General features: G+C 41.2%; 30 protein-coding genes. 20 read left to right on the forward strand and 10 right to left on the reverse strand.

Features of this window, described 5'->3' with window-relative positions; translation table 11 throughout:
* Positions 1 to 246: 246 nt before the first annotated feature.
* Positions 247 to 1,059, forward strand: a complete 813-nt coding sequence (locus ID12_RS08785; protein WP_050827064.1) for a leucine-rich repeat domain-containing protein — start codon at positions 247 to 249, stop codon at positions 1,057 to 1,059.
* A gap of 40 nt (positions 1,060 to 1,099) precedes the next feature.
* Here ID12_RS08785 and ID12_RS08790 read toward each other — a convergent pair whose 3' ends face one another.
* The 3 genes from ID12_RS08790 to ID12_RS08800 form a co-directional block, all read right to left on the reverse strand.
* Positions 1,100 to 1,414 carry a DMT family transporter gene (locus ID12_RS08790; RefSeq protein WP_050827065.1) on the reverse strand — a complete coding sequence of 105 codons (315 nt, stop codon included), beginning with the start codon at positions 1,412 to 1,414 and terminating at the stop codon, positions 1,100 to 1,102.
* Positions 1,415 to 1,759 carry a DMT family transporter gene (locus ID12_RS08795; RefSeq protein ID WP_017358819.1) on the reverse strand — a complete coding sequence of 115 codons (345 nt, stop codon included), beginning with the start codon at positions 1,757 to 1,759 and terminating at the stop codon, positions 1,415 to 1,417.
* A gap of 80 nt (positions 1,760 to 1,839) precedes the next feature.
* Positions 1,840 to 2,418, reverse strand: coding sequence for a TetR/AcrR family transcriptional regulator (locus tag ID12_RS08800; RefSeq protein WP_008341700.1), 579 nt, complete (start codon positions 2,416 to 2,418; stop codon positions 1,840 to 1,842).
* A 164-nt stretch (positions 2,419 to 2,582) separates the two neighbouring features.
* On the opposite strand from ID12_RS08800, the gene ID12_RS08805 reads away from it, so the two are divergent.
* The 7 genes from ID12_RS08805 to ID12_RS08835 all read left to right on the forward strand — a co-directional run bounded on the left by ID12_RS08805 (position 2,583) and on the right by ID12_RS08835 (position 10,176).
* Entirely contained in the window at positions 2,583 to 3,131 is a 549-nt protein-coding gene (locus ID12_RS08805) for a VanZ family protein (protein ID WP_050827066.1), read from the forward strand.
* Positions 3,128 to 3,613, forward strand: coding sequence for a DUF6884 domain-containing protein (locus tag ID12_RS08810; protein WP_008341697.1), 486 nt, complete (start codon positions 3,128 to 3,130; stop codon positions 3,611 to 3,613). The genes ID12_RS08805 and ID12_RS08810 overlap by 4 nt, the downstream gene beginning before the upstream one ends.
* A 129-nt stretch (positions 3,614 to 3,742) precedes the next feature.
* A complete protein-coding gene (locus ID12_RS08815; protein WP_050827067.1) occupies positions 3,743 to 4,372 on the forward strand; it encodes a rhamnogalacturonan acetylesterase in 630 nt (209 codons plus the stop codon).
* A gap of 317 nt (positions 4,373 to 4,689) precedes the next feature.
* Complete coding sequence (locus tag ID12_RS08820) at positions 4,690 to 5,730, forward strand: NAD(P)/FAD-dependent oxidoreductase (protein WP_007496663.1); 1,041 nt, start codon at positions 4,690 to 4,692, stop codon at positions 5,728 to 5,730.
* A gap of 75 nt (positions 5,731 to 5,805) precedes the next feature.
* A complete protein-coding gene (locus ID12_RS08825; protein ID WP_050827068.1) occupies positions 5,806 to 7,410 on the forward strand; it encodes a helix-turn-helix domain-containing protein in 1,605 nt (534 codons plus the stop codon).
* A gap of 111 nt (positions 7,411 to 7,521) precedes the next feature.
* Entirely contained in the window at positions 7,522 to 8,448 is a 927-nt protein-coding gene (locus tag ID12_RS08830) for an ABC transporter substrate-binding protein (RefSeq protein WP_017366861.1), read from the forward strand.
* Positions 8,449 to 8,460: 12 nt separating this feature from the next.
* On the forward strand, positions 8,461 to 10,176 hold the full coding sequence (locus ID12_RS08835) for an ABC transporter ATP-binding protein (RefSeq protein WP_050827069.1): 1,716 nt from the start codon (positions 8,461 to 8,463) through the stop codon (positions 10,174 to 10,176).
* 251 nt (positions 10,177 to 10,427) lie between these two features.
* On the opposite strand, the gene ID12_RS08840 is transcribed toward ID12_RS08835, so the two are convergent.
* On the reverse strand, positions 10,428 to 10,754 hold the full coding sequence (locus ID12_RS08840; protein WP_007496671.1) for a YnfA family protein: 327 nt from the start codon (positions 10,752 to 10,754) through the stop codon (positions 10,428 to 10,430).
* A 354-nt stretch (positions 10,755 to 11,108) separates the two neighbouring features.
* Between ID12_RS08840 and ID12_RS08845 the strand changes: the two genes are divergently transcribed.
* From ID12_RS08845 to ID12_RS08870, 6 genes are all read left to right on the forward strand, one after another.
* The gene (locus ID12_RS08845) at positions 11,109 to 11,675 is read left to right on the forward strand and encodes an RNA polymerase sigma factor (protein WP_008341682.1); all 567 of its coding nucleotides are present in this window, start codon (positions 11,109 to 11,111) and stop codon (positions 11,673 to 11,675) included.
* The gene (locus ID12_RS08850; RefSeq protein WP_050827070.1) at positions 11,672 to 12,430 is read left to right on the forward strand and encodes an anti-sigma factor; all 759 of its coding nucleotides are present in this window, start codon (positions 11,672 to 11,674) and stop codon (positions 12,428 to 12,430) included. The genes ID12_RS08845 and ID12_RS08850 overlap by 4 nt, the downstream gene beginning before the upstream one ends.
* A gap of 99 nt (positions 12,431 to 12,529) precedes the next feature.
* On the forward strand, positions 12,530 to 13,027 hold the full coding sequence (locus tag ID12_RS08855; protein ID WP_050827071.1) for a hypothetical protein: 498 nt from the start codon (positions 12,530 to 12,532) through the stop codon (positions 13,025 to 13,027).
* Between the two features lie 89 nt (positions 13,028 to 13,116).
* The gene (locus ID12_RS08860) at positions 13,117 to 14,124 is read left to right on the forward strand and encodes a zinc-binding alcohol dehydrogenase family protein (RefSeq protein ID WP_035703737.1); all 1,008 of its coding nucleotides are present in this window, start codon (positions 13,117 to 13,119) and stop codon (positions 14,122 to 14,124) included.
* Between the two features lie 13 nt (positions 14,125 to 14,137).
* Entirely contained in the window at positions 14,138 to 14,665 is a 528-nt protein-coding gene (locus tag ID12_RS08865; RefSeq protein WP_050827072.1) for a YfiT family bacillithiol transferase, read from the forward strand.
* Between the two features lie 12 nt (positions 14,666 to 14,677).
* Positions 14,678 to 14,962, forward strand: a complete 285-nt coding sequence (locus tag ID12_RS08870) for a hypothetical protein (protein WP_046527466.1) — start codon at positions 14,678 to 14,680, stop codon at positions 14,960 to 14,962.
* A 17-nt stretch (positions 14,963 to 14,979) separates the two neighbouring features.
* Here the strand turns inward: ID12_RS08870 and ID12_RS08875 are convergent, their stop codons facing one another.
* Complete coding sequence (locus ID12_RS08875) at positions 14,980 to 15,459, reverse strand: MarR family transcriptional regulator (RefSeq protein ID WP_008341672.1); 480 nt, start codon at positions 15,457 to 15,459, stop codon at positions 14,980 to 14,982.
* A gap of 168 nt (positions 15,460 to 15,627) precedes the next feature.
* Between ID12_RS08875 and mprF the strand changes: the two genes are divergently transcribed.
* From mprF to ID12_RS08890, 3 genes are all read left to right on the forward strand, one after another.
* On the forward strand, positions 15,628 to 18,198 hold the full coding sequence (gene mprF, locus ID12_RS08880; protein WP_041090743.1) for a bifunctional lysylphosphatidylglycerol flippase/synthetase MprF: 2,571 nt from the start codon (positions 15,628 to 15,630) through the stop codon (positions 18,196 to 18,198).
* 93 nt (positions 18,199 to 18,291) lie between these two features.
* Positions 18,292 to 18,840 (forward strand): thioredoxin family protein, encoded by a 549-nt coding sequence (locus tag ID12_RS08885; RefSeq protein ID WP_008341670.1) that lies wholly within the window; start codon positions 18,292 to 18,294, stop codon positions 18,838 to 18,840.
* Positions 18,841 to 19,178: 338 nt separating this feature from the next.
* Positions 19,179 to 19,646, forward strand: a complete 468-nt coding sequence (locus tag ID12_RS08890) for a thiol-disulfide oxidoreductase DCC family protein (RefSeq protein WP_007496690.1) — start codon at positions 19,179 to 19,181, stop codon at positions 19,644 to 19,646.
* A gap of 35 nt (positions 19,647 to 19,681) precedes the next feature.
* On the opposite strand, the gene ID12_RS08895 is transcribed toward ID12_RS08890, so the two are convergent.
* On the reverse strand, positions 19,682 to 20,938 hold the full coding sequence (locus ID12_RS08895) for a transcriptional regulator (RefSeq protein WP_035391280.1): 1,257 nt from the start codon (positions 20,936 to 20,938) through the stop codon (positions 19,682 to 19,684).
* Positions 20,939 to 21,208: 270 nt separating this feature from the next.
* Between ID12_RS08895 and ID12_RS08900 the strand changes: the two genes are divergently transcribed.
* A complete protein-coding gene (locus ID12_RS08900; protein WP_050827681.1) occupies positions 21,209 to 21,796 on the forward strand; it encodes a nitroreductase family protein in 588 nt (195 codons plus the stop codon).
* Between the two features lie 34 nt (positions 21,797 to 21,830).
* Here the strand turns inward: ID12_RS08900 and ID12_RS08905 are convergent, their stop codons facing one another.
* The 3 genes from ID12_RS08905 to ID12_RS08910 all read right to left on the reverse strand — a co-directional run bounded on the left by ID12_RS08905 (position 21,831) and on the right by ID12_RS08910 (position 23,107).
* Positions 21,831 to 21,986 (reverse strand): YfhD family protein, encoded by a 156-nt coding sequence (locus ID12_RS08905; protein WP_008341997.1) that lies wholly within the window; start codon positions 21,984 to 21,986, stop codon positions 21,831 to 21,833.
* 61 nt (positions 21,987 to 22,047) lie between these two features.
* Positions 22,048 to 22,158 (reverse strand): YfhE family protein, encoded by a 111-nt coding sequence (locus ID12_RS18875; protein ID WP_017358836.1) that lies wholly within the window; start codon positions 22,156 to 22,158, stop codon positions 22,048 to 22,050.
* A 52-nt stretch (positions 22,159 to 22,210) separates the two neighbouring features.
* Entirely contained in the window at positions 22,211 to 23,107 is an 897-nt protein-coding gene (locus tag ID12_RS08910; RefSeq protein ID WP_048002110.1) for a TIGR01777 family oxidoreductase, read from the reverse strand.
* 95 nt (positions 23,108 to 23,202) lie between these two features.
* On the opposite strand from ID12_RS08910, the gene recX reads away from it, so the two are divergent.
* Both recX and ID12_RS08920 read left to right on the forward strand, forming a co-directional pair.
* On the forward strand, positions 23,203 to 23,994 hold the full coding sequence (gene recX, locus ID12_RS08915; RefSeq protein WP_017358838.1) for a recombination regulator RecX: 792 nt from the start codon (positions 23,203 to 23,205) through the stop codon (positions 23,992 to 23,994).
* Between the two features lie 3 nt (positions 23,995 to 23,997).
* The gene (locus ID12_RS08920; RefSeq protein ID WP_007496702.1) at positions 23,998 to 24,312 is read left to right on the forward strand and encodes a YfhH family protein; all 315 of its coding nucleotides are present in this window, start codon (positions 23,998 to 24,000) and stop codon (positions 24,310 to 24,312) included.
* A gap of 62 nt (positions 24,313 to 24,374) precedes the next feature.
* Here ID12_RS08920 and ID12_RS18880 read toward each other — a convergent pair whose 3' ends face one another.
* Positions 24,375 to 24,548, reverse strand: coding sequence for a YpzG family protein (locus ID12_RS18880; protein ID WP_003217811.1), 174 nt, complete (start codon positions 24,546 to 24,548; stop codon positions 24,375 to 24,377).
* Positions 24,549 to 24,565 lie beyond the last annotated feature (17 nt).

Here is a 24,565-nt window from a genome sequence, read left to right on the forward strand (position 1 = left end):
TATCGTCAAGACCTGTGCAGAATATATGGAGTATAGTGAAAGCGAAGTCGTTGATATGTTGTTGCTCCATATTTTAGATGAAAAAGATTTTATAAAATGGATTGAAAACAGACGTAATCATCGGCGGATTGTGGTTAAACGGACCAAAGAAGACCATCTCGATTTTATCCCTTTCCCTGTTTCTTCGGAAAAACTCTGATAAAATTCATTTAGATATCCATCATTAGTAGGTGTGGAGGTAAAAGAATGTTAAAAGAAGACCCTGAATATATTTTTCGTCATGATGCACGACCAGAAGCTGTTCATGATTTAGCCGACGTAGATGAAAATTCCACAGAGTTGTTAATCACAGGAAAAACAAAAAATATTGAAAGGTTGAACTCTTTTTCTAACCTGACGAAATTGTGGATTTACAAAGTGGGCCAAAAGGAATTCAATACGATCTTGAGCTTAGTTAACCCTAAAATGCTCTATATGCGTGAACTGAGAGTAGAAGATTTATCAATCATCAGTTCTCTTCAAGATGTTGAGGTATTGGCAGTTGAATGGAATACAAAGGCACAAAGTTTATGGGATTTATCAAAAAATACTTTTTTGAAATCTTTATCCATAACAGATTTTTCAAAGTTGAATGACATAGCTCCTTTGCAAAAAAACACTGGTTTAGAATGGTTGCAATTGTCAGGTGGGATTTGGAATTCATTAAACTTAAATACTCTACAACCTTTAAGATACCTCAAGAATTTAAAATATCTGTGCTTATCAAATATAAAAGTGAAGGACGAGTCTTTAGAGCCAATATCGGCATTAGAGGGACTCAAGGAACTTGACATTTCAAACCAATTCCCGACAGAAGAATATGCTAGATTATCCGTAACCCTTCCAAATACGAAGTGTGATCGTTTTGCACCATACATCTTTTTATCAAGTCCTATTGTAGATAAAGATGTGATGGTGATTGGAAAGCGGAAACCGAAATTAAATTCAAAAGTCGATGTGAAAAAGTTACAAAAATACGAAGAACAATTTAAAGCGTACCAAGAAAAGTATATAAATTAACTTAAAAAGCAATGGAATAGATTTTCCATTGCTTTTTCTATTACGCAAACAACTTCAGCCCAACGACGCCAATCACAATCAGCAGCAAGCTGAGGATACGAATCATGTTTTTCGGTTCTTTAAATAGAATCATATTAAACAAGACAGAGCCCGCTGTTCCAAGTCCAATCCAGACCGTATAGGCAACGGAGACTTGAACGGAAGAGAACGAGGCGTACAAAAACAAAAAGGATAAGGCAAATCCGCCGACAAATAACATGCCTGTCGTGATTTGCTTTTTCTTACTGAACATATTGAGGCCAATGGTTCCGCCAATTTCGCAGGCAGAGGCCAACAGTACAAAAAACCAGCCCATTTATACCGCTTCTCCTTTCTGCTCATGTGCATCTCCATCAGACACCTTCAGTCCAATAATTCCGAGAATTAAAATGCCCATAAATAAGAGCTTTTCTAATGAAAACGAACCGCCGAACAGCGCATAATCCATTAAAGACGTACCAATCGTTCCAACTCCGGCAAACACGGCGTACACGGTCCCTGTCGGCAGCTTCTCGCAAGCTTTCATTAAAAAATAAAAATCAACCGGGATCAGGCAGATAATGATCGCCCACTCCCACACAGCATCTGCTTTATTTAAACCAAACACCCAAAGTAATTCAAATAAACATGTGAGTGCGACATACATCCAGCTTTTTTTCATCGTATTTCCTCCTAAACCTTAAAACTGACGATTCGTCATTTTGAAGCCAAAAAAGAGCGTACAGCAAGTGCTGTACTAAGTTAAGGTGTCTCTATGCCGAGTGCGTAAAGAAGGAATTGCTTGACCTCTCGTTTTTGAATCAGAACCTCTTCTGTATCTGTTTCTGTAAATAAGTACATTTGCTCAGCTGATGATTCAAGTAAACCGATAATGAATTTCGCAGCATATTGACAGTTCAAGTTCGCACGTACTCTTTTGTCCTGTTTTGCCTTTTCTAAAAAAGAAGCGACCCATTTGTAAATCGGTTCATAAATATCTTCCCATTCCTTTAAATGCTCGGTGGCGGCTAAGCCTGAGTAGGTCAGGGCAAGGACATCACGGTATTGCCTTGTGAAAGAGAAAATAAACTCAACTAGCGCATCTGCTTGATCAAGTACATCCGCATGCTGAGTGAGTTCCTTTTCAATGGCAGGGACCATCTGTGCGATCAGATGTTCAGCGATGGCAGGCATGACAGACAGCTTTGAAGGAAAATATAAATAAAAAGTCCCTTGCGCAACACCTGCTGTTTTCACAATATCCGATATGGTCGTCTTTTCAATTCCCTTTTCTTTAAAGGCATCAATCGCAGCAAGCATAATTTTTTCTCGTTTTGACACAGGATCACCGACCTTAAAATGACTGAATGTCAGTCAGTATACCGAGAAAATGACGATTTGTCAATATCGCATGGATTGTGAGAATAAGTGATGAATAGATACAGGAAAGCTTGAATAACCTGTAATATGGTCAAGCATGACGTGAGAAAGGGGCAGCTATTTGTATGACATCCAGTGCTATGTTTTCAATGGCTTATTTCCTTCTGCTCGTCCCGTTCTATCTATATATGAGATATAGACTGGCAAAAAAGCAGCAACGTTTTATCTATTTACGAACAGAAATGGTCCTTGCTTTTTTATTTGTATATACGAATGTTCTCTTTTATTTAACGGTCTTTCCGAATCGCTTTTCGGCACCAAAAGATCAAGTGAGCGTCAATCTGATTCCCTTCCACTCCATTCAACAAAACCTACACGCCTTTCAGCATGGCTATCCAAACCTTGTCTTGTTAAATTTGGCAGGGAACATTCTCTTATTTGTGCCGCTTGGTTTTTTTCTATATCAAGCCTTTCGGACATGTCGCTTTCAAAAGGCGGTGCTGGCTGGGTTGATCTTGTCAGCGATCATCGAAATCCTTCAATGGATATTCTCACAATCTGGTATGATTACAAGAAGCAGTGATATAGATGATATGATCTTAAATACACTTGGAACGGCACTAGGCTGTATCGTCTATGTAACGTACCGGCGAAGAAAGGAGAATAAGAGATGAAGCGAATATGTATCATCCCGTGCGGCGCCAAGAAAATATGGGACGTGAATTCAGAGGCAGGAAGCCAGCCAGCGGGTCTCGTCTACTTGAGTCCGCTGCATCAGCGAACAAAAATCTATGCTCAAACATTCTTTTCAGACTGGATGATTTTATCCGCAAAGCACGGATTCCTAAAGGCGGGGGACATGATTCATGAAAATTATGATGTGGCATTTGGCAAACCGCATAAAGAACAGGTGACACGAGAAGAACTGAGTCATCAATTTGATGAAAAAAATCTCGCCGCATATGATGAGTTAGTCATACTAGGCGGAAAGAAATATCGGAAAGTGATCGATCCTTTATTACAGCCTCACCAAAAGGCGAATTATCCGCTCGCTCCCTATCAAGGCATTGGCTATATGCTTCAGGCATTAAAGAGAGCGACTGAGACAAAAATAGAACTTCCGCCGCATATTTCATACACTCATATCTCCTCGTAAGCAGGGTTTTCAGCACAAAAAAGAGAATCATTGAATAAGCGATGTGAATGGTTTCATATCTTTTCAGTAGCCACTAGCGTCTGCATCGCTCTTGAAGAGGTGGCTCAATGAAAAAGGAGGCGTATGAACATGACAACCATCTATTTAGCTGGTGATTCAACCGTTTCATCTTACCCAGATCGTCCTGTTCAAGGAGGGTGGGGAGAGTTTTTACACCGTTATACAGCGCATGATGTCAAAGTCGAGAATCGGGCGATCGGTGGAAGAAGTTCAAAGACATTCATTGAAGAAGGACGCCTTGATCAGATATTGTCCGTCATTCAGCCGGGAGACTGGCTTTTCACACAAATGGGACACAATGATGCTTCCAAGGAGAAGCCAGAGCGTCATACAGAGCCTTTTACAACGTATAAAAGTTACTTGTCACAATATATTCATGGAGCAAGGGCAAAAGGGGCAACACCGCTTTTGTTAACCCCTGTCGGACGTTTTCATGAGAAAGACGGAGAATATATCAACGATTTTCCTGATTACTGTGCCGCGATGAAAGAACTAGCCGATGAAGAAGAAGTTCTTCTCGTTGATTTAAATACAGTTAGTCTCCAGTTTTATCAAATTTCCGGCATAGAGAAAACGACGTCTTTCTTCATGCTGTCGACAGGCATTGAGGATCGCACACATTTTACGAAAGAAGGGGCAGATGTGATTGCAAGGCTTGTCTCTCTTGAACTAAAGGACCTCGGTTTAACAATTGTGTAACGAAGACAAAGGGCTAAAATGAACTTTATTTTAGCCCTTTGTCTTCGTTTCAGCGTGATAGAAAACCTTTGCAGTCTAGGAAGGACGAGTACTGGCGCGGAGCGAATTTGTCATTCGTGAGCACCGGCACGCAGGACTGACAAAGAATGCGAGGGTTTGTCTACACGCTGACAGGACGAGTAAATGCTCGTCCTGTTCTTTTTTTATAGAAAGCTATTGATTACCTTCGCTACAGTAGACTACAATAGATACATATGATAATGAGAATCAATATCAACGATAAATAGATCATTCAATGAAAAACTGGAGGGACTCAAATGACAGAACAACTTGAATTGTTTGACGTCACCATTATTGGTGGCGGTCCAGCAGGAATGTACACCGCCTTTTATAGTGGGATGCGGGATTTAAAGACGAAGGTACTGGAGTATAACGAAAGTCTTGGCGGAAAAATCCTTCTATATCCTGAAAAAGTCATTTGGGATGTGGGCGGTTTGCCGCCAACAAGAGGTGAACAGCTGATTCAGCAGCTAGAAACACAGGCGAAAACATTTGAACCAGAGATTGCGTTGAATCAAAAAATCACGCAATTCGAGCGGGATGAGAATGGTCATATCCTGCTGACGGCTGAAAATGGCGATCGTCATTTGACAAAGACCCTCATCTTAGCGATGGGTCACGGAATTCCAGTTCAGCGAAAACTTGAAATCGAGCATGCAGACCGTTATGAGGTAACAAACCTTTATTACACCGTGCAGGAGCTAAAGACGTTTGCAGGAAAGCGGGTAGTCATCTCTGGAGGCGGAGATTCAGCTGTTGATTGGGCAAATGCCCTCGTTCCAATTGCTGAAAGTGTGACCGTTGTGCATCGTCGTGATATGTTTGGCGGACATGAAAAAAACGTCGCCAACATGAAAGCATCCAGTGCTCGCATTCTCACACCGCATGAACTCACAGAGCTTCATGGTCAAGGTGACAAAATTGAAGCCGTCACCATTCAGCACTTAGAAACAGGCGACATCGAACGAATCGAAACCGATGCTGTCATCGTCAACCATGGCATGAAAGGTGATTTAAGCGTTCTATCAGAATGGGGACTCAAGCAAGGTGAGTGGGGACTCATCGAGGTCAATGAAAAGATGGAAACCAATTTACCTGGCGTCTATGCAGTTGGCGACTTATGCACACATAAAAGTAAAGTGCGTTTAATTGCCGGTACGTTTGTTGATGGAGTCAATGCACTCAATAGCGCAAAGCTATACATCGAACCAGAAGCAGAAAAAGTAGCGTACGTGTCTTCACATAATGAACGCTTTAAAGAGAAAAACAAAGAATTACAAACGGCTGGAGCGCGATAATCACCATTCAGTCAGACATTGAAGTGCTAAAATGGTTTATTTTAGCACTTTTTTATATGGAAGGAGAAAGAGAAAATGACCGCCTATACTCATACAATTCTTCGCATGAAAGAAAGCAGTAAACGATCTCTTTCTGTGAAACAAACGGACTCATGGCAAACATCTTCACTGATGTTCTTGACTACGGACGGTGCGGTGAGACTTGACATGGAAGGAATTCGATATGAGCTAAATGCCAAAGACAGTGTGTTGATCCGCTCAGGAATAGATGTCATGGTTGAATCTTTATCCAGCGAGCAAGTAGTGATCTATACGGTCACATTTGACCAATTCACTCTGGCACATGATGCACAAAATGAATTGGTCTATAAGGTGAATCATGATCATCTCCCTGATAACGGGGAAGTGGTGAAAGGCTCTGCCGTCCTTTTTTCTTACATCAAACAAATACAGACGAGCCAAATCATACAAGAACAGGCGAAATGGCTGGAAGAAATCATGTTCATTTTCCGCAAACAATCCAAGCCATACAACGAAAAAGTGCATTATTCGATTAACATGATCTTGCAGTATATGGCTGAGCATTATGATCAAAAACTAACAAGAAAAGACTTAGCTCATAAGATGGGGTTTCATGAGAGTTACTTTTCTACCTTTTTCAAACAAAGTATGGGAATGAGTGTGACAGAATACATTGCACAAATTCGAATAGACGAAGCCAAAAAACGTCTTTTACAAACAGACGATCAAATTCAAATCATAGCACGGCAAGTCGGGTATGCAGACAGTTTATATTTCAGCAGGAAGTTCCGTCAAAAAACAGGAAGAACGCCCAGTCAGTTTCGAATGAACCGAAGACCAGAACGGATTGCTGCTTTTCAATTTGTCGGGTCATTGGTTGCAATAGGCATTGAGCCTGTTTGTATTGACGAAGAAACCGATCTCCATTCAGATATACTCAAAGAACATCTTGCTAGTTCGCTCGTCATAAATGAACATACGCCTGATGACGTCTTTAAATCACTTCAATTAGATGTCATCATCGTCCCTAACTATTATTATTCAAAACCTGCATTGATCAAGCGATTGGAGCAAATCGCACCTGTTCTTGTTCTACCATACGCCGGTCATCATGCTGTACAAGATGTACTGTCTATAGGACGCCTTTTAGGAAGAGAAAATGAGGCAAACGATTGGGTGAAACGATTTGAACAGCTTAGTCAACAGGCAAGAAACACCCTGTCTTCCTTTAGAGAAAAAGGCGAGACCGTTGCGATCTATGAAATGAGAGGACATGACAAAGTGTATATGTGGTCCTATGAGGCAAGAGGGGCCTTCTATCTTTACGAAACGCTTGGCTTAAAACCTCCAAAAGCCATTTTAGAAGAAGTTCTTCTTCCTAATCAACATACAGTCATTCCTTTAGAGAGACTTGGAGAATACGAGGCGGATCATATGTTTTTTATTGTCTCTGACCAATATGGGTGGTATAAGCAAATGGACAAGCGAATGGAAGAAAGTGATGTTCTTCGTCAATTATCGGCTGTGAAAAATGGTACCTTTTATCCAGTAAAACTGGAGGAGTTTCGATTTGATGAAGGAGAGCGTGCACTTCTTTTGATGGACCGGTTTGTCTCTCAATTGACACAGCCAGCCTATCCAACAATTGTCCATATGTAAGTTGCGAGAATCCTCCATAGACCACGACAGATGAGGTTGATAGAATACATGAGACTAGTAATTGATAACTATTCTCATTTGTAGTGGCGAAAATGAAGGAGGAATATGGAGATGAAAAAGACGTATTGGATATGTGCTGTCATTCTTCTAATGATATTGACGGCTTGTGGCAATAAAGAACAAGCCAAAACAGCAGAATCAAAGCAAGAAACGAAAACGGTTGAAACAGTGAAAGGAAAGATAGAGATTCCAGCTGAACCTAAACGAATTCTTGTAGATGGATATTTAGGGAGTGTGATTGCACTTGACGTTCAGCCTGTTGGATCGACCACGCAGGATTTAAAGAACGTACACTTGAAAGACAAGATAAAAGGAATAGAGGACATCAGTGACGAGCGTTCAGCTGAAAAAGCACTTAGCTTAAAGCCTGATCTGATTATCACAGCAGTACAGGATGAAAAAGTCTATGATGTGTACAAAAAAATAGCCCCTACCATCGTGTATCCTTACGGCTCTTTCAAAGATGCGCATGAAGAATTGACGACACTGGCAAAAGTTTTAAATAAAGAAGAGGAAGGAAAAGCATTCCTCACCGCCTTCGATCAACGAATCGAGGCTGCTAGAAAAAAAGTGAAGTCTGCTTTAAAAGAGAATGAAACGGTCTCGATCATGGGCGCTTTTAAAAATGATGTCTATGTATATGGTAACGGAATTTACCGAGGCGGGCAGGCATTATATCAGCAATTACAGGTAAACCCGCCAAAACAGGTCAGAGATACGATTTTAAAAAGTAAGACAGGGTATGAAGTCATTTCTTATGAAACCCTTCCTGAATATGCAGGAGATTACATTTTCATTGATGAAAGCAACGGCGGAACATTTGATAAAAACAATTCTATTTGGAAGAGTCTAGAATCTGTCAAAAAAGAGCAGACCTATCAAATGGATACAGAGTTCTTCTGGCCTTACGATCCGATTGCAGTAGCAAATCAGGCGGAAGAGTTTGCTGACATATTGACAGAAATGTCTGATCGGTAGGAGGTCTGTCAATTGTTAAAGCGTTTCTTCTCATACTACAAACCATATATGGGGCTGTTTATATTAGATTTTTCCTGTGCAGTACTGGCAGCCTTACTCGAATTATCCTTTCCCCTTGCCATCAGTAAAGTGATGGACGATTTACTGCCAAATGGTGATTGGAATGCCATTTGGTTTTGGGGCATTCTGCTCCTCGTTTTATACGTGATCAGTTCTACGATGCATTATGTCGTCACCTATTTTGGGCACAAATTAGGCATTAATATAGAAACGGATATGAGGAATCAGCTATTTTCTCATGTACAAAGAATGTCCTTTCGCTTCTTTGACAAAAAGAAAACGGGAAAACTCGTGTCCCGTATGACAAATGATTTAATGGATATTGGAGAAATCGCGCATCATGGCCCGGAGGATTTATTTATCGCTATCATGACACTCACGGGTGCCTTTGGCTTGATGCTGTCGATTAATTGGCAGCTGGCAGTTCTCACATTTATTGTCGTTCCATTCTTGATCGGATTATCCGTCTACTTTACGAAAAAAATGTCTGCTGCTTTTGATAAAATGTTCTCGAGTATTGGTCAATTCCATTCACGTGTGGAAAACAATATTAGTGGCATACGTGTTGTGAAAGCATTCGGAAATGAATCACATGAAATGGACCGATTTATTGAACATAACGAGCAATTTAGAAAGACAAAGCTAACCACATATCAAATGATGGCTGTGCATACCGCTGTTAGTCATTTTCTTATTAAGAGTGTGACAGTGTTTGGCCTTGTATGCGGCGCATGGTTTGTGCTGCAAAAAAATATGACGTATGGGGAATTTGTGTCATTTGTGCTATTAACAGGCATCTTCTTAGGACCCATTCAACAAATCAATGCAGTCATTGAAATGTATCCAAAAGGTGCAGCGGGCTTTAAACGATTTGCATCACTCATCGATCAATCACCTGATGAAAAGGATGCGGATGATGCCATTGAAGTTGATCAGTTAAATGGGGATATCGTTTTTGAGCATGTGTCTTTTCAATATGAATCAGACAAACCGGTTCTTCATGACATCAATCTTGAGGTGAAACAAGGAGAGACCATTGCGGTCGTAGGTCCCTCTGGTGCTGGGAAATCGACGCTTTGCAGTTTGCTGCCACGCTTTTACGAATGGCAGGAGGGTACCATTACAATTGATGGCATAGAGACAAGAAAGATGACACTGCCTTCGCTGCGTAGACAAATTGGTGTCGTCCAGCAAGATATTTATTTATTCCATGGGACCATCCGAGAAAACATTTTATACGGAAAACTCGATGCATCTGATGAAGAAGTGTGGCAGGCAGTGGAGAAAGCCCAACTGAAGGATCTGGTAAATAGCTTGCCAAATGGGCTTGATACGATCATCGGTGAACGCGGAATGATGTTATCTGGCGGACAAAAACAGCGTATCTCCATTGCACGTATTTTCCTTAAAAATCCGCCAATTTTTATTTTAGATGAAGCCACATCTTCTCTGGATACGGAGACAGAATCCTTTATTCAGGGCTCACTTGAAGAACTATCTGAAGGACGAACCACGTTTATTATTGCGCATCGCCTAGCGACCATCCAGCATGCTGACCGGATTGTGGTTTTAACAAAAGAGGGTATCAAGGAGCAAGGCAGGCATGAAGACCTGCTGGAAATGGACGGGATGTACCGGCGTTTGTATGAAACACAGTTTAGAATGTAAAAGAGGAAAAGCCGGCATATTGCCGGCTCAGCGTGTAGACAAACCCTCGCATTCGGTGTCAGTCCTGCGCTTCGGTGCTCACGAATGTCAACTTCGCTCCGCGCCGATGCTCGTCCTTCCTAGGGCTGCAAAGGTTTTCTATCACGCTGAAAAGAAGACAAAGGGCTAAAATCAAGTTCATTTTAGCCCTTTGTCAACAATCTGAAGCCGGCATATTGCCGGCTTTTTAGCGTGTGATCATCATCCGACCATTAACTGCGGGGGGCAAATAACATCACACTGACACCAGCTAAACAGATCAAAGCACCCATCCAGTCGTACATATCAGGGGTTTTGCGATCGACCCACCAGCCCCAAAACACAGCGAGAACGACAAAAACACCGCCATAGGCCGCATAAACCCGCCCAAAGGTCGGGAACTGCTGGAATGTAGGGATGACGCCGTAAGCGACCAAGATGAGGCTACCTGCGATTCCGTAGCTGACGGGTTTTGCTTCACGCAGCCACAGCCAGACGAGATAACCGCCGCCTATTTCAGCCAGACCAGCTAATAAAAAAAGAACAATCGTTACAATCATTTTCGGACACTCCAGTTCTCCTATTTCGTTCTATTATGACATGATGAAAGGATGCGTTCTACCTGATGTAAATTGAGAGACTAATGAGAGTTTGCTAAAATCAACTGAACAGTGAATGAAACACATGCATTCTTGACTTTCCTTGAGGTGGGTGATCCAAATGGTCAATCCATCCGTTTAGTAAGTACATTCTCATGAGGAACACATTTCCTTTTTCAGCGCTCTTTTTTTCTCCTTGAAAAAAGAGTAAAGTACAAAGGAGGCTTATCTCAGCAATTTGAGTGATGAGCCATACGTGAAGATTTCATGATGAATGCATAATGCTCTTTCTCATGAAAAAGGAAGGAGATGACCATGGACACACTGAAGGATTTTGAGCTGTATCATAAGATCAAACATGATCGACACAAGCCCTCGCTTGAAATATTGTATGATCGCTATGAACGTGTGTTATATTCGTTTATTTATAAAATGACTGGAAACCGTGAGCTGGCGGAGGAAGTGCTTCAAGAAGTCTTTATCAAGCTCTGGCGCGGCATAGGAGAATACAATACAGATAAAGGGAAATTTTCCTCATGGTTATTTATGATGTCACGAAACACGGCAATCGATCTATTAAGGAAACACCGAAATGAAACAGCTCTTGAAGATGAGCATATTGAATACTTGGCAGATCATCAAGAAGATGTGTCAAAAGAAGTAGAATGGAACGAAGAAAAACAAATCATACGTGAAGCAGTATCAACATTGTCGAAAGAACAGCAAACCATCATCGAAGATGTTTATTTTAAAGGAATGACACAAAAGAGCATTGCGGAAAAACTAGGCATCCCTATTGGAACGGTGAAGGGAAGAGTTCGATTGTCATTGAAGCATTTACGAACGAAACTGTCTCGCGGAGGAAAGGAGGAAGAGGCATGACTCAGTGTAAACATCAAGTCATTGATTACTTTAACGGGCATTTACAAGGAGAAGAAAAGACGCAGTTTGAAGAACACATCAAACATTGCTCGGATTGCAAAGAAGAGCTTGAAGAACTGACATCGCTCATGTCTGATATTCCGTTTCTAGCAGAGGACGAAACGCCTCCGGCAGGGATGAAAGACCGCATTTTATCAAGAGTATTTGAAGAAGAGATACGAGAGACAACAATCGCTGCAACATCGAACCCGCCTCAAGATCTCAAAATAGTGCGTGATGCAAATGAGATGAAACCGCCAATGAAGAAGAAAAATCAATGGCTTTTGCCTCTCGTTGCCGCACTACTTCTCATTTCTGCAGCTGGGAACGTGTATTTCTTAACAAATGGAACAGATCAAGCAGAACAACCTGTCAAAGTTGTTGCGACAAAATCACTGGCATCTGCCGAATCGGCAAAAACAACGGGTGCTTTTTCAGTGATTGAGCATCACGGCAAAAAAGAGCTTGTCGTGAGTGCCGACGGATTAAAAGGCCAGCTTGATTCATCAGCTGTTTATCAAGTATGGCTCATTAAAGGAGATCAGCCCGTTCCGGCAGGTGCCTTTAAAACAGATAGCAAAGGAGAGGGCACCGTCACCTATGCGTTATCTGAAAAAGAAGCAAACGAATCATGGGATACGGTGGCTGTCACCCTTGAACCAAAAAAGGATAACAAGCTTCCGCAAGGCCCTGTCGTACTGAGTGCTGCATTTTAAGCTTGATTCATGAAGGATGCCTTTTTAAGGGCATCCTTTTTTGATAGGCAGAAGGAACCTTATGACAAATGAGACGTACTACATATAGAGGTGAGGCACATGCAGCGATACATAGAAAAACAACTATTTCTCTTATCAGCTAGACACGCATTTACCGCATTTTATTTTTTGGTGATCCCATTCATTATAAAAGACCTTTTTGAATCAACTCCTTTATTGATGGTCATGATCTCTCTTTTTATCATTCATCATCTAGTGACAAGTATGGTATGGTTTTATAAATCAAGAAACATTCGAAAGCGTCAATCAGGTGACCTAACCAAACGGGGACATCTCGTTATCCTGATCATGCAGAGGCTCGAACAGCTCATGATGCTCGGTTTTGTGATGTTATTGATCAGTGGATCGATGCAGGGAGACATTGTGACGCTATTATTCACAATTTTTCTGTTCATCGTCGTTTTCTTTCAGCACATTCAGTTTTATTATGTTCAGTACTTCTTTAAATCGAGCGGCTGGTTCACCTATGTCCTCTCTTTACAAAAGGCTCGACCTTCTTACATCGTGAGGGAACGAAGGGCTTTGAAGAACTCCTAAATGTGCAATCGCTTGCTGACTGATCCATCAGCATCAGAAATGTATGATAAAATGTGGAAAAGAAGCATGGAGAAAGGGAGTGCGAGCGAGTGAAAGCAGTTGGACTATTTGAGTATTTGCCAATTGAGCATGAACAAAGCTTGATCGATCAGGAGGTGGCAAAGCCCAAAGCAGCTGGCAGGGATATTTTGGTGAAAGTAGAGGCTGTGTCGGTGAATCCAGTGGATACAAAGGTGAGGTCACCGAAGAATCAGAAAGAAGAAGAACTGAAAATTCTTGGCTACGATGCAAGCGGTACGGTGGTGGAAGTGGGCGAAGCGTGTACGTTGTTTCAGCCGGGTGACCACGTCTATTACGCAGGAGATATCACGCGACAAGGCTCAAATAGTGAATACCAGCTTGTGGATGAGAGAATTGTGGCGAAAAAGCCTGCAAATCTCTCTTTTGCCGAAGCAGCTGCCATGCCTCTTACAACAATTACGGCATATGAAGCGCTATTCGACCGAATGCATATGAAGCGGAATGCAGAAGGCTCGACCTTGCTGATCATCGGTGGAGCAGGCGGAGTGGGCTCTATCGCCATTCAACTCGCCAAATTAGCGAAAGCGACTGTGATCGCCACTGCTTCAAGACCTGAAACAAATGAATGGTGTCTCTCATTAGGGGCTGATCATATCATTGACCATCACGAGCCGCTCTTAGCGCAGCTTCAGGAAAAAGGGATTGGCGAAGTGGATTACATTTTATGCTTAAATGATACAGATGGCCATTTCAAAGGGATGGCAGAAGCGATTAAACCTCAAGGGACGATCTGTACCATTGTTGAAAATCAGCAGCATTTAGACATTCAATTACTCAAAAATAAAAGTGCTGCATTTGTATGGGAATTCATGTTCACACGGCCGATGTACAAAACATCGGATATGATGAAGCAGCACGAGCTTTTAAAAGAAGCGAGTACATTATTTGAAGAGAAGAAGTTAAAACATACATTAACAAAGGTGCTTAGCCCCATCAATGCCGCCAATTTGAAGCAGGCACATCAAACACTTGAGCAAGGGAAGATGATAGGTAAATTTGTTCTAGAAGGATTTTAAGGAGGGGCAGTAGATGACATCATTACAATATCCGATTGGCTTATATGAACCGGTGGACCAACAAACGAAAAAGCAGCTGGAGGCATGGATTGATGAGCTGGCACTCATTCCTCAAAAGTATAAAGAGGCAGTTGTCCCATTGACAAATGATCAGCTGGATACCCCATATCGGCCAGGAGGATGGACCGTTCGTCAGCTCATTCACCATGTAGCGGACAGCCATCTGAACGCCTACTTGCGATTTAAACTTGCGCTGACAGAAGAAACACCGCACATACGTCCATATGATCAGGAGGCATTTGCTTCACTTCCTGACAGTAAGGCGTCTATCAGCCTATCGCTGCCATTAATCAGCAGTCTACATCGCCGATGGGTCACATTACTTCGCGAGATGACAGAGGAAGATTTCAACGCTGCATATTACCATCCAGCCGATCAACAAACGGTGTCCTTGTATGATGCAACAGGAATGTACGTCTGGCATTCACAGCATCATCTTGCCCATATCACGGAATTAATCAAAAGAAATCAGTGGAAGTAAAGGAGTCAACACATGTCTAGTAGAAGAATTGTCGGCGCTATGTTTATCTGCATGGCGGCATTGTTTTATATAGCAAAATTCGTTTTGTTTGAGATTCGTTATGGTGGAAATGTAAGCACAGTAAGAACGATCGAGGAACTGGAAGATATACTCCCAGGCGGTACGTGGATCAGCATCATTTTTCTCATTATCGGTTTAGGTTATCTCCTGTGGGATGATCGGGAAGTCATTCGTCAATATCTTTTCACCCCAGATAAACAAGGAAAAGAAGAATTAAAAAAGACGGACCTCAAGTGACCGTCTTTTTTCCTTTTTTAGCCACGTTCAGGACGAAGTGCTTTTTCTAAAATGGCTAGACCTTCATTGACTTTTTCTTTTTCTTCGTCATTGAGCCGTTGCAGGGAATTTTTAATTTTTTCATGCCCTTTTTGATAAATACTTCTGAAAATATTTTTCGCTTCCTCTGTCAATTCTACGACAATGATTCGACGATCACGCTCAGAATGCTTTCGTTCCACAAAGTTCGATTGTTCTAACCGATCAAGCAGCCCTGTCATATTGGACAAAGAAGCCCCCATTTTTTCAGCAATTTCGGACACTTTAAGAGAGCCATGGTTATTGAGCAGCATGAGCACTTTCATTTGAGGCATACTCATATCAAGCTTCATCCATTCAGAAACATCTCCAAGTCCTGCAGCAGTGAGCACTTTCATATACAGCACCCATGTCTTTTTTTCCTCAGGAGATAGGATTTCCTCTTTTAGTACGGTGGTGTCATGAATATTATATTCCACGCTTGTTCACTTCCTTTAAGCGGCTCTTTTCTTTATATTACTGATTTTTACTTCTAATTGAAAGTATCATGAAGCTTTTGAATGTTAAACTGCATGAATTAAGTGGTATTTGTTGTATAATAATGGTCAGTTGAAATTAATGAAGCAACTTAGAAAGTTGGGAAAAACATGTGGAACAAAAAAACGGGTATGACGATCTTAAAAATGCTCTTTCCGATCGTGATCATCCTTGTCTTAATTTTTGTCGCCAAGCAGGAGCTGAGCGGCCTTTCCATTAAAAAGACGTTTTATATTATTGACAGCTTGAATCGAATGGACTTGTTTATTCTTGTCTTTCTTGGACTTGTCGCTGTTTTATCCATGTCCTTATATGATTTTATTTTAAGAAAAAGCCTTGATATGCCCATCAGCGGCTGGAAAACGATCCGAATTTCTTGGATCGCCAACTCCTTTAACAGTGTACTTGGATTCGGTGGTTTATCAGGAGCAGGGCTTAGAACGCTTCTATACAAGGAATACATAACCGATACGAAAAAACTGCTGAAAGGCATTGCCCTTTTAACATCCTCCGTTCTGCTAGGCTTATCTATTTTCAGTGATTTGATTTTAGTTAGGGTCTTGCCAGTTGAAAGTATTATTAGTCAGGAGCCGTGGTTATGGGCATTTGTCATTATTTTTGCTTGTATTGTGCCCATTTACATCATCATGGCGTCCATTCGAAAAAGCTCGATTGAGAGCGGTGAAAACGGACTGAAGCACCCGATCTATGCTTATATTGGTGCATCGTTTTTAGAGTGGCTGGCAGCTGGTCTTGTCATGTACATGGCTGTTGTCTCTATGGGGATGAACGTTGATGTTCGTATTGTATTAGGCGTCTTTGCGATTGCGTCAATCGGCGGTTTAATCAGTATGGTTCCGGGCGGATTTGGTTCGTTTGATCTGATCTTTTTACTCAGTATGCAATACATAGGGTTTGATAAAGAGATGGTGCTGACAGCCCTTGTATTGTACCGCTTCGTTTACTCCATTTTCCCGTTTATTCTTGGACTCTGTCTAGCGGCATACGATTTAACTGGAACAACACTCAGGCGTCTTGAAGGCAATCCGAGAATGGCGCCTGCTATTGAAACAACGAACGTCTTAATTGTTTTGCACCGAGCGCTACTCATCCGTTTATTGTACGGATCTTTGTCCATTTTAACGTTTGGAAGCGGTTTGCTCATTATGGCTTCCGTTGTGCTTCCTGTTGATCGTTTAGGTGTGATCACAACCATTCCACGCTTTTTGTTATCAGGATTTAATGGTCTTTCTTTAATGTTCGGGATCATTTTAATGATTTTGTCCATTGAAGTGTATAAAAGAACAAAACGGTCTTATCTATTGACAATGATTGCCCTAGCAGGCGGCTTTGTGTTTACTTTACTAAAAGGGTTTAACTTGAGTTTGATCTTTATATTGCCGGTCATCATGGTGGTATTTTTCTCGCTTCGAAATCAATTTGTGAAGCAGCAGGCGCCTTATTCTTTGAATCAGTTTGTGGCGGCCGCCGCCGGATATTTACTCGTGTTGTTTAACTATAATGTCATTGGGAACTTCATTTGGATGAAAATTGGTCATTTCCTAAGCAAGGACTATTTGGTTCATAATGAACGGCATATCACGATGACCAGTATGATTGCTTTAATTGGCGTCCCTCTTTTCTTTTTCATTAGCAAATTGATTTTTAATAAAAAAGCAGTTCCAATCGGCGAAGAAGCAGATGAAGAAAAATTAAAAACTTTTCTCGAAGAAAAGGGAGGAAATGCTCTGAGTCATCTAGGTTTTTTGGGAGACAAAAAACTGTTTTTCTCAAGTGATGGAGAGGCGATGCTTCAGTTTGGCCGGATTGGCCGTTGCGTAATTGTGCTTGGAGATCCTTCTGGTCGTAAAGCCTCTTATCCGCTTGTACTGGAAGAATTTTTGGAGCAGACAGAAAAAGCAGGCTATCGTGTCGCTTTTTATCAAGTAGAACGTGAAGGAATGGCGCTTTATCATGACCTAGGTTTTCACTTCTTTAAGCTTGGGGAAGAAGCCATGGTCGATTTAGAAACGTTCTCTTTGTCAGGAAAGAAAAAATCAAACTTACGGGCTGTCGCAAATAAATTTGAAAGAGAAGGCTATACGTTTGAAATGCTGGAGCCGCCCTTTTCAGAGGAATTGATTTCAACCTTAAAACAAATCTCTGACAGCTGGCTGGGCAAGAAAAAAGAAAAAGGATTTTCATTAGGCTATTTCCATGAAGACTACCTTCAAAAAGCACCGATTGCGATTTTAAAGGATGAACAAGGGCAGATCATATCTTTTGTGTCCTTAATGCCGATGTACCAAAAAGGAGAGATATCCATCGACCTCATGCGTCATATGCATGATGCACCGAATGGGATGATGGATGCACTCTTTATCCACCTTTTTCAATGGGCGAAAGAAAAAGGCTACACATCCTTTAACATGGGAATGGCGCCATTATCGAATGTAGGCACGTTCCACCAGTCCTTTCTGACAGAACGTTTGGCGAGTGTCATCTTCAATAACGTCAGATATATGTATAGTTTCAGCGGCTTACGGTCGTTTAAACAGAAATATAAACCAGAATGGCGCGGAAAATATTTAGCGTATAAAAAGAATACATCACTGCCTGTCACAATGGTGCTCGTCACTAAGCTGATAGGAATGGACCCAAATCGAAAACGGCGTCCATAAGTCCAACGAACCTTTACCTTTCACTAGGTGAAGGTTTTTTTAGACAAAAGAATAGCAAAAGTGGTAAAGTTGAAGGGTAAGGGGGATGTTCACATGACACTAAATGAATGGTTTACAAAGGGATTAGCTGAACGTACATATGTACACAACATGGAGAAAAACCGTGAAAACTTACTCACGGTGTACAACCAGTACGCAATTCATCAAAAGGAAAAAGAGCTGCTTCAAAAACTTCAAAAGAAAAAGCTCAGAGCGCTTGTGATCACGGCAGATTGGTGCGGCGATGCGATGGTTAATGTACCTATTTTCATGCGTATTGCAAATGAAGCACTGATTGATGCGCGCTATTTCATTCGGGACGAGCACCTAGACCTGATGGATCAGTATTTAACGAACGGGACCGCAAGATCGATTCCGATTATCGTCATCATTGATCAGGACGGGAAAGAAGTGGGGAAATGGGGACCTCGCTCAGCAGAAGCTCAGCGCTTTGTCGACGAGAAAAAGCCGGATAAAGATGCACCCGATTTTGAGGAAGCATTTAAAGTGTTTGCGAAAGAAGCCGCACATCACTATACGACAGATCGTTACTTATGGAAAGATATTGAGAAAGAAATAGTAGAAGTTTTGGCAAAAATATAAACCAAAAGACTACTTCGCCGCAATGGGAAGTAGTCTTTTTTTATCTTGTTTTTGCGTTTCACCTACAAAACACCGCATAAAGATGTAGAAAAACCGCAGAATTCTATCAAATACCGCAGAAAACCGCAAAGCATCACGATTTTCCCAACCACTTTTAGTTGAAAAACCTCATATATGCCATGAAATCAGCTATTTTGCCCTTATCTAAAGGCTCATATAACGCACGTCGGATGGCTTTTTCCCAATACAAGAGGCCCAGCAACTATAGTAATCTAGTTGTAATCTCCTTTGAACGAACTAAAAAAAATAAATGAAGGAAAAGGGCTGGCGATCAATTTATGAAAAAAATCATCTATCTCGATCAAGAAAAAAAGAAGCTCGCTGAATCAAAGAAAAGAGAACAGCGTTCCATCAAATCACTCAGACTGCTTGTGTTTTATGACGGACAAAGTCCTTCATGTGCAAAAGCGATTGACCTGTTGAAATCACTCGATTGGAAAAACCGAATTCACTTTGAATCATTTAGACACTCACAGCTGCTGAGACTGAATAAAATTAGTGAAGAGAAGGCAGAGAAACGAATCGTGTCTATTTCCTTAGCGAAAAATCAAAAAAACTCAGGGATTTATACGTGGCTGAGAATGGCTTGTCACATCCCTGCATTATGGGGAACGGTCCCATTCATTGTACTCAGCATTTGGCTTGGCTTTGGGCAGCATGCTTACGATTATTTTGCGAGAAAACGGTACATTCATTCTGTCGAACAAGTCACCCGTCCCGATACAGATCAACAAAAGACCATCTAATCATAGAAAAAGCATGACCTTCGATCGGCAGAAGGTCATGCTTTTTTGTAATATGGGATAAATGATGCTAAGTGATCAAGCAGCTTCGTTGTGTAAGACATATATGCACGCTTATCAAGCTCAGAAGCCGCATAGGAAAGCAAGGTTCTAAGAGCAAACAAGTACTCATTGTGGAGCTGATTGTGTTCAAAGTAAGGAATCGCTGCTTCTACTAAATAAGTTTTCAAATCATGAGGATTCTCTTCAATCATCAATTTATAGATTTTAATCATATATAAACAGTTTGGTTGAATACGAGGCTGTTTGAGCAGCTCGTGTATGTATGGAAGCGCCTTTTTGCGATCATATTCCGCATACAATGTTGCGATTTCATAAAGCGTTTCACAGTAACGATCTTCTATCTGTTCTTGATTAAAATAATTGAGTGAATCTAGTAAATAAGGCACAGCGGATGAGAAATCTCCTTGGCGTTTTAAGAGAACCCCGTAATAAAAATAAGCTGTCATCTTAATATAAGCATCAGGGTGAAGCGACGTGTGTAAAATCACTTCTTTTAAATATCTTTTAGCTGTTTGAAAGGCCTTTAATTCCAGTGAGATGACCCCATGAATGAGTGTACAATGGATGACCCGCTTGAAATTATTTTTTTGTCTATACAAATCCATTGCTTGATGTGTGGCCTCAAGCGCATCACCGAGATGCCCCATGGCTCCAAGTGCTTTTGCATAGTGATAATACAGGTCGCTCTGTTCAACAGAAGCGTAAGAAAAGCAGCTTTCAAGTCTTTTCAATCCTTCTTCGAGCTGACCGATTTTAATCTGATGGATGCCATCTAGATATTCAAACGTTTCTTTTTCTGTGTCAATAAAGGTTTTTTCAAACTTCTTAAGCACGCGGTGCGTTTTTAAGGCAAGCTGCTGTTTTTCTGTTAATAAATAAAATTGAAATAAGGACAAATGATACTGAATCCCTAAATCTAGCGAAAAGAACTGTTCCTCGTGATGAATGATCATTTCTGCATTTTGCTCTGCTTGATCGAGCGCATAGAAATACATGTTCATTTGAAACTCATCGAGCAATGACAGCAGGTGACGCGCCTTTTGCGACAGCGTTTCTTGACTAATTCCAAGCCGTTCAAGCAAAAGATTGATCGTATCTTGATTGGCCTCTTTTGAGCCATTTTCAATTTTACTTAAATGAGAGACAGAACAAATTCCTTCTGCCAACTCCGATTGGGTCATATTTTGTTTATAACGATAGAGTTTGATGATTTGCCCAATATTGATTTTCATTCCATCCAGAAGCCTCCCTTCCAATCATGGGTTGAAAGCTTTTTGAAAAAATAGCCGCACGAGACAAAGTGGAAATACCTGAAATCATTTCATCATCTTGGCTTTTTTCTCAAAATTTGTTTAAAACGTAATATGATTGTAACATTACTTGAAAAAGTCAAACAACTTTTTAGCAGAGAGGTGAGGTCCTATTTGCAAACAACACATGTTCATGTTTATAATGTGAATGAGAATCAATTTCAATTAAGGTTGATTGAAAGGATGACATATATGCCAGAAACAAAACAACAAACAGAAGCGTTAACAGTTCGAGACGCTGTCAGATATAGACGATCGATTCGAAAATTCAAAGAAACGCCGGTGAGCATTGAACAGCTTCAGCCATTATTAGAGGACGCAGTCTATGCACCCAATCATAAAATCACGGAACCTTGGCGTTTTTTATATGCAGTGACGGATGAAGCAAAAGAGGTATTTGTTGATCGGTTTATTGCTTTCTTTAAACGCAACAATCCAAACGCAAAAGAAGAAAAGATCAAACAGTACAGAGATTATTTTTCTAAAGTACCAGCACTTTTACTTGTTGTTCTAAAAGAAGACGAAAATCCAGTTGTGAGAAATGATGATTTTGCCGCTGTGAGTGCGCTCATTCAAAACTTCCAGCTGCTAGCTTGGGATCAAGGAATCGGTATGGTATGGAAGAGCGGCCGTATTTTATACGATAAAGGGTTTCAACAGGATATGGGATTAAAGGAAAACGAACGCTTTGCCGCGATTCTTCACATCGGTTATCCAGAAGAGGTGCCTGAGGAAAAGTCACGTCAGAAGGCATCAAGCCTGCTAACTGAAATCAAATAAAAACAGACCTTGTGATAAGGTCTGTTTTTTTTACTTATTGTTTTTTGGCACGCTGATCGGCTGCTTTCATACGTGCCATCGCTTTTACGTCATTCGGATCTGCAAGTTCTTTGGAAAATTCAACATATTCGCCATCCGTCTCTTGTGCCGCAAGCTGGTGGTTGGATTTTTTGTGTTGGTCTTTTTTCAAAGCTTTTCCCTCCTTTACAAGATCACTTTAGTTATGTGCTTGTAAAAGAGGAATATCCGTTTTATTTGTTTCTTTTTTCTGCTGCTCTTTCCGCTTTTTTGAATTCCTGCTGATACAGAACTTCCTGGGTTTTCTTCAGTTTTGAAGTCGGCTGGTGTTCTTTTTTCTTCATCAAAATCGCCCCCTCATCTCATTTTTAATAGGATGGGTGTTTTTGACAAAATTTATTCCTCTGAATGCAAAATCGCTTCTTTTAGCTCAGGGTGTAAAAATTCATAAGAAGACAGCAGTGCCTTTTTCGGCAGAGCACGTTGGCCTTCTAGAACAAGCAATGACATGTCGCCAAGTGCGGTTTTGATAACAAAGGACGGCACCTTCAGCCAGTGAGGGCGATGAAGGACAGATGCAATGGTTTGCCCCAGCTGCTTCATTTGAACAGGATTTGGAGACGTGACATTGAGTGGACCTGATATGTGATCATGTAGAATGGCATACGCAATGAGATGTGCTACATCCTCCACATGAACCCAAGATACCCATTGCGAGCCAGAGCCGATCGTTCCACCGGCAAACAGCTTGTATGGCAAGGTCATAAGAGGAAGTGTGCCTTTTTCTCCTAATACCACCCCAAAGCGTGTATAAACCGTGCGAATACCAAGCGCCTCAATTTTTTGCCCTTCAGCTTCCCAAAGCTTTGACGTATGACTTAAAAAGTCTGTATCGGCTGGTGGGGCCTCCTCCGTAAAATCCTCTGTCTTGGAAGTGCCATAGATACCGACAGCACTTGCTTGAATGAGCACAGATGGTTTCGATTCCTGCGCTTCTATGATGCGTCTTACTTCTTGCGTTGATTGAAGACGACTGGAGAGAATGCCTTTTTTTGCTTTGTCCGTCCAGCGTGTGAAAATGGATTTTCCAGCAAGGTTAATCCATACATCAATCGCAGGCAATTCATGTTCAGGCTTAGCACCTTCTGTCAGCCACTGCACATAGTGTAAATGATTTTGTTCGGATTCCTTTGGATTTCTTGTTAAAATATATAGATGATGTCCTTCAGCTGCGAGCACCTTTGTGACATGTTGGCCGATAAACCCGGTTCCTCCGGTAATGGCGATATTCAATTGACATCTTCTCCTCTCATATACATACCTATATCTTTCACGATTTTGAATCAGAAGAAACATCCTGACTGTTTGAAAAAAGGAGTGATCACAGGATGCCCTATATTACGAAAATCTCTGCTCAGAAAAACAATACAGAACGCGTGAACATCTTTCTTGATGAAAAGTACGCTTTTAGCGTTGATCTAGATGTGCTCGTCCAGCATGATTTGAAAAAGGGAAAAGAGCTGGACGAAGCCGATATCATAGAGATTCAATTCGGTGATGCAGTAAAAAAAGGATTTCAGCAGGCCGTCGATTATTTATCGTATCGGATGAGATCAGTGAAAGAAGTCACCGATTATTTGACGAAAAAAGACATACCAGCACCTGCTATTAGTGAAATTATACACAAATTAAAACATTATAAGTATGTAAATGATCTTGAATTTGCAGAAGCATATGTAAGCACCCACCGAAAAACGAATAGCAAAGGCCCGTCAGTGCTAAAAAAAGAATTAAAGCTGAAAGGCATAGACGATGACACCATCGAACAAGCACTATCGCAATATCCGAATGATTTGCAGCTAGAGGAAGCAGTGAAACAAGTGCTGAAGCTGGTTAAGAAAGAGAAAAACCGGTCCGCAAAAGAAATTGAACAGCGTATCAAATTGCAGCTTCAGCGAAAAGGATTTTCATTTGATATCATTGATAAAGCCCTTCAAGAAGCCTATGATGGACAAGAAGAGGAAAAGGAAGAAGAAGCCCTTCACTATATGCTTGAGAAGGCAAAACGCAAGGTAGGATATGACGGATCATTTGAGAAAAAAATGAAAGTGAAGCAATTCCTTTACCGAAAAGGCTTTGATCTTGATACAATTGATCACGTTTTAGACAAAGGGGAATGACAGATGGAAAAACGCTATAGTGAAATGACAGAATACGAATTAAAGCAGGAGATTGCCGCTCTTTCTGAAAAAGCAAGAAAGGCTGAGCAGCTAGGCATTGTGAATGAATATGCCGTGTTGGAGCGGAAAATTGACATGGCGAAAGCCTATTTATTAGATCCAGCTACTATTCAGACCAAAACGACTTATCACATCAAAGATACAGACGAGCAGTTTTATGTGGAGTATTTAAATGGGGTTTTTGCTTGGGGCTACAGAGTATCAGCGCCAAATAAAGAAGACGCCCTGCCGATTTCAATGCTTACGCAAAAGGACTGATCAATAGCCATTTGCTGAGGTAAGAAGAAAAAGGACTGATCCCTAGAGATCAGTCCTTTTCTTTACTTCGAACGTTGTTTACGGACGTTGTTCTGAAGTACGATGTCGTGCTGCGTTTGCTGCGTTTCTCCGTTGACCTGAGAGGCAGAATGTTTAGCATTCGCCCATGGTTGAGGGTAAGCGGTTGTTCTTAATTGAACAAAGTCTTCCATATACGATTTCCCATTTGAACTCATATCTCAAGCACTCCCTT

Source organism: Bacillus altitudinis, assembly GCF_001191605.1.
Lineage (GTDB): Bacteria > Bacillota > Bacilli > Bacillales > Bacillaceae > Bacillus > Bacillus altitudinis.

Coding starts and splice junctions, on each gene's coding strand:
- ID12_RS08785 (WP_050827064.1), top strand. CDS start 247: ATGTTAAAAGAAGACCCTGAATATATTTTTCGTCATGATGCACGACCA.
- ID12_RS08790 (WP_050827065.1), bottom strand. CDS start 1,414: ATGGGCTGGTTTTTTGTACTGTTGGCCTCTGCCTGCGAAATTGGCGGA.
- ID12_RS08795 (WP_017358819.1), bottom strand. CDS start 1,759: ATGAAAAAAAGCTGGATGTATGTCGCACTCACATGTTTATTTGAATTA.
- ID12_RS08805 (WP_050827066.1), top strand. CDS start 2,583: ATGACATCCAGTGCTATGTTTTCAATGGCTTATTTCCTTCTGCTCGTC.
- ID12_RS08810 (WP_008341697.1), top strand. CDS start 3,128: ATGAAGCGAATATGTATCATCCCGTGCGGCGCCAAGAAAATATGGGAC.
- ID12_RS08815 (WP_050827067.1), top strand. CDS start 3,743: ATGACAACCATCTATTTAGCTGGTGATTCAACCGTTTCATCTTACCCA.
- ID12_RS08820 (WP_007496663.1), top strand. CDS start 4,690: ATGACAGAACAACTTGAATTGTTTGACGTCACCATTATTGGTGGCGGT.
- ID12_RS08825 (WP_050827068.1), top strand. CDS start 5,806: ATGACCGCCTATACTCATACAATTCTTCGCATGAAAGAAAGCAGTAAA.
- ID12_RS08830 (WP_017366861.1), top strand. CDS start 7,522: ATGAAAAAGACGTATTGGATATGTGCTGTCATTCTTCTAATGATATTG.
- ID12_RS08840 (WP_007496671.1), bottom strand. CDS start 10,754: ATGATTGTAACGATTGTTCTTTTTTTATTAGCTGGTCTGGCTGAAATA.
- ID12_RS08845 (WP_008341682.1), top strand. CDS start 11,109: ATGGACACACTGAAGGATTTTGAGCTGTATCATAAGATCAAACATGAT.
- ID12_RS08850 (WP_050827070.1), top strand. CDS start 11,672: ATGACTCAGTGTAAACATCAAGTCATTGATTACTTTAACGGGCATTTA.
- ID12_RS08855 (WP_050827071.1), top strand. CDS start 12,530: ATGCAGCGATACATAGAAAAACAACTATTTCTCTTATCAGCTAGACAC.
- ID12_RS08865 (WP_050827072.1), top strand. CDS start 14,138: ATGACATCATTACAATATCCGATTGGCTTATATGAACCGGTGGACCAA.
- ID12_RS08870 (WP_046527466.1), top strand. CDS start 14,678: ATGTCTAGTAGAAGAATTGTCGGCGCTATGTTTATCTGCATGGCGGCA.
- mprF (WP_041090743.1), top strand. CDS start 15,628: ATGTGGAACAAAAAAACGGGTATGACGATCTTAAAAATGCTCTTTCCG.
- ID12_RS08885 (WP_008341670.1), top strand. CDS start 18,292: ATGACACTAAATGAATGGTTTACAAAGGGATTAGCTGAACGTACATAT.
- ID12_RS08890 (WP_007496690.1), top strand. CDS start 19,179: ATGAAAAAAATCATCTATCTCGATCAAGAAAAAAAGAAGCTCGCTGAA.
- ID12_RS08895 (WP_035391280.1), bottom strand. CDS start 20,938: ATGAAAATCAATATTGGGCAAATCATCAAACTCTATCGTTATAAACAA.
- ID12_RS08900 (WP_050827681.1), top strand. CDS start 21,209: ATGCCAGAAACAAAACAACAAACAGAAGCGTTAACAGTTCGAGACGCT.
- ID12_RS18875 (WP_017358836.1), bottom strand. CDS start 22,158: ATGAAGAAAAAAGAACACCAGCCGACTTCAAAACTGAAGAAAACCCAG.
- recX (WP_017358838.1), top strand. CDS start 23,203: ATGCCCTATATTACGAAAATCTCTGCTCAGAAAAACAATACAGAACGC.
- ID12_RS08920 (WP_007496702.1), top strand. CDS start 23,998: ATGGAAAAACGCTATAGTGAAATGACAGAATACGAATTAAAGCAGGAG.
- ID12_RS18880 (WP_003217811.1), bottom strand. CDS start 24,548: ATGAGTTCAAATGGGAAATCGTATATGGAAGACTTTGTTCAATTAAGA.